Source organism: Neisseria sp. P0021.S005 (genome assembly GCF_051956955.1).
Genome location: NZ_JBQCWY010000347.1, coordinates 1 through 3,186 on the forward strand (window position 1 = coordinate 1; position 3,186 = coordinate 3,186).

Consider the following 3,186-nt stretch of genomic DNA (forward strand, 5'->3'; position numbering starts at 1 on the left):
GCCTTTGACGGCTTCTTTGCCGTGGCCTTCTTGCAAGTCTTCAATAATCAGGCTCATGATGTTCCTTTCGGATGTATGGTGAAAATCGGCTCAAGATTACCATATTGTGCGCAATCGTGAAACAAAGGCGCCCATATGGCCGGCAACAAAAAGGCCGTCTGAAACGGATTTTCAGACGGCCTTTGTTTTGTGCTAAACCTTATTTGTTGTCAGGTTGGGATTTGACATCGGTGGATACAGGCAGCTCAGGCATGGTTCGGGCAGACTCCGGAACATTGCCGGAGAGGGCTTTCAAGAAGGCAACGATGTTTTCAGTGTCTTCCGGAGCCAGGGTTTTACCCAATTGCGCTTTCGCCATGATGTTGACGGCTTTATCCAGTTCCCAAACGCTGCCGTTGTGGAAGTATGGGTAGGTGCGTTCGACGTTTCTCAAGCCTGGAACGCGGAAGAAGAATTCGTCTTCGGCTTTTTTGGTTACGTCCGCACGGCCTTTGTCGTGTTTAGGATCATCGATGTGTTTCCAGTAAGGACCGTCCACCAAACCGAATTTTTGGAACATGGTACCGCCCAAGTTGACGCCGCTGTGACAAGCGATACAGCCGTTGTCCATAAATGCGCGTACGCCTTTGCGTTCTTGTTCGCTCAGGGCGGACACGTTGCCTTTCAGGTAGTCGTCCCAACGGGTCGGGGTCAGCAGGGTACGTTCAAACGCGCCCAATGCGGTGGTGATGTTTTTGAAGGAAACTGCGCCGTCTTCAGGGAATGCGGCTTTGAATTTCTCTTGGTATTCAGGGATACCGGCGATTTTTGCGGCGGCATCGGCTTCGGTCGCGTTGGCCATTTCAACAGGGTTGAGCAATGGGCCGCCGGCTTGTTCTTCCACATCGGCTGCACGGCCGTCCCAGAATTGGCTGCCCAACAAGGCGGCATTCAGAGCAGTTGGGGAGTTACGGCCGCCGAATTGGCTTTTGTGGCCCGCGCTGGTCGGCATGTTGTCTACGCCGGCAGTTGCCAAGTTGTGGCAAGAGTTACAGCTGACGGTGTTGCCTTTGGACAGGCGGTTTTCGTACCAAAGTTGTTGGCCGAGTTTGACCTGTTCTTCGGTAAACGGACGGACTTTTTGCATTTCGGCTGCGTCAGGCAAAGGTTTGAACGTAGCTTGCGCGCGTTCCAACAGGGCTTTGTCTTCGTCAGAAACATTGGCAGAATTTTGAGGGGCTGAAACGGCGGCGGTGCTTGCGGCGGCATCGGCAGCGCTCGCGGCAGAAGCAGCTTGAGGAGTTTCAGTAGTTTGTGCAGTTTTCTCACCGCAGGCGGTCAACGCGGCAGAAACGGCCAAGGCCAGAACGATTTGGTGGAGTTTCAAACGTGGCATAGGAGGTTCCTTTGTTATGCATTTGTTATGTAATGGTTTGCTGGTTGCAGCAGCAGTGTTTGAACTATATTAAGATAAGTTGCTTTTAATTCTTGCTGTAAATCAACCTTTTAATTTTGATAAATTTTGAAAATATAACCGATAGAGAATTTTATGTTATGAAACTTTTTTATTATTTATTTACAGTTAGTTATGATTTCAAGGCCGTCTGAAAAAACCAAAATCCAGACGGCCTTTTAGTTTTTATTGATTACGTTCGTTATTTTCTTTTAAAAAATCTTAATAAATACGGGGTTATTAAAAAATGAAAATAATTTGCGTTATTAAGCATAAAGCGTTATAAATGCGTTAATATGCGTTAATAAATGAACGTTTCACTTTAGAGTTTTTTATGCTGATTGCTTTATTGATTATGCTGCGCGAGGGCATCGAAGCCGCCCTGATCGTCGGTATTGTTGCCAGTTTTTTGAAACAGTCGGGACACAGCGAGCTGATGCCGAAGGTTTGGCTGGGCGTGTTTTTGGCTTCGGTCATGTGTTTGGGTATTGGTTACGGCATTCATTCCGTTACTGGCGAGATTCCGCAAAAAGAACAGGAATTGGTGGTTGGCGTCATCGGCCTGGTGGCCGTGGCGATGTTGACGTACATGATTTTGTGGATGAAGAAGGCCGCGCGTTCGATGAAACAGCATCTTCAGGATTCTGTTCAGTCGGCCTTGAACCGCGGCAGCGGCCAGGGTTGGGCCTTGGTCGGCATGGCGTTTTTGGCTGTGGCGCGCGAAGGTTTGGAGAGCGTGTTTTTCCTGCTTGCCGTGTTCCAGCAAAGCCCGACATGGTCTATGCCGATAGGTGCGGTGTTGGGGCTGTTGGTGGCGGTTGTCATCGGTACGCTGATTTATCAGGGCGGTATGCGCCTGAACTTGGCGAAATTTTTCCGTTGGACGGGCGCGTTTCTGATTGTGGTGGCGGCCGGTCTGCTGGCCGGTTCGTTTCGCGCGCTGCATGAGGCCGGCGTATGGAATGTGATGCAGGACATCGCTTTCGACACATCGAAATATTTGCATGAAGACAGCCCTTTAGGCGTGCTGCTCGGCGGTTTCTTCGGCTATACCGACCATCCGACCGAAGGCGAAGTCCTAATTTGGCTGCTGTATCTGGTTCCCGTCATGATTTGGTTTTTGCGCGGCAGCGCGCCGGCAAAAACGTTAACTAAATTAACTAAATAAGAAGGAAGTAAAATGAAAAAATTCAATCTGACTGCTTTGTCTGTAATGCTGGCTCTGGGTTTGACCGCATGTCAGCCGCCTGAAGCCGAAAAAGCCGCGCCTGCCGCTTCAGGCGCATCCGCTGCCGCCAATGCCGACGGTTCGGTCAATATCGGTGTGAACGATACTGCCTGCGAACCGATGGAATTGACTGTCCCAAGCGGCCAAGTCGTGTTCAACATTAAAAACGACAGCGGCCGCAAGCTGGAATGGGAAATTCTGAAAGGCGTGATGGTGGTGGACGAGCGTGAAAACATCGCCCCGGGTTTATCCGACAAAATGACCGTTACCCTGCTGCCGGGCGAATACGAAATGACTTGCGGCCTGTTGACCAATCCGCGCGGTAAGCTGATTGTTACCGACAGCGGCTTCAAAGACACTGCCAACGAAGCCGATTTGGAAAAACTGGCGCAACCTTTGGCCGACTATAAAGCTTACGTTCAAGGCGAGGTTAAAGAGCTGGTGGCGAAAACCAAAACCTTTACCGAAGCCGTTAAAGCCGGCGACATTGAAAAGGCCAAATCCCTGTTTGCCGCCACCCGCGTCC

The 3,186-nt window shown here is 50.4% G+C and carries 3 protein-coding genes; 2 read left to right on the top strand and 1 reads right to left on the bottom strand.

What is annotated here, in order from left to right; all coding sequences use genetic code 11:
- Positions 1–199: 199 nt before the first annotated feature.
- Entirely contained in the window at positions 200–1,375 is a 1,176-nt protein-coding gene (locus tag ACTHUE_RS13955) for a cytochrome-c peroxidase (protein WP_440423770.1), read from the bottom strand.
- A 391-nt stretch (positions 1,376–1,766) separates the two neighbouring features.
- Between ACTHUE_RS13955 and efeU the strand changes: the two genes are divergently transcribed.
- Together efeU and ACTHUE_RS13965 are read left to right on the top strand one after the other, a co-directional pair.
- The gene (efeU, locus tag ACTHUE_RS13960; protein WP_440403347.1) at positions 1,767–2,600 is read left to right on the top strand and encodes an iron uptake transporter permease EfeU; all 834 of its coding nucleotides are present in this window, start codon (positions 1,767–1,769) and stop codon (positions 2,598–2,600) included.
- Between the two features lie 12 nt (positions 2,601–2,612).
- Positions 2,613–3,186, top strand: a 574-nt coding sequence (locus ACTHUE_RS13965; protein WP_440423771.1) for a cupredoxin domain-containing protein, incomplete at its 3' end; no start/stop codon positions are given.

What these genes read in the sequence shown, in the direction of transcription:
- ACTHUE_RS13955 (WP_440423770.1), bottom strand. Translation starts at nt 1,375, where the DNA reads ATGCCACGTTTGAAACTCCACCAAATCGTTCTGGCCTTGGCCGTTTCT.
- efeU (WP_440403347.1), top strand. Translation starts at nt 1,767, where the DNA reads ATGCTGATTGCTTTATTGATTATGCTGCGCGAGGGCATCGAAGCCGCC.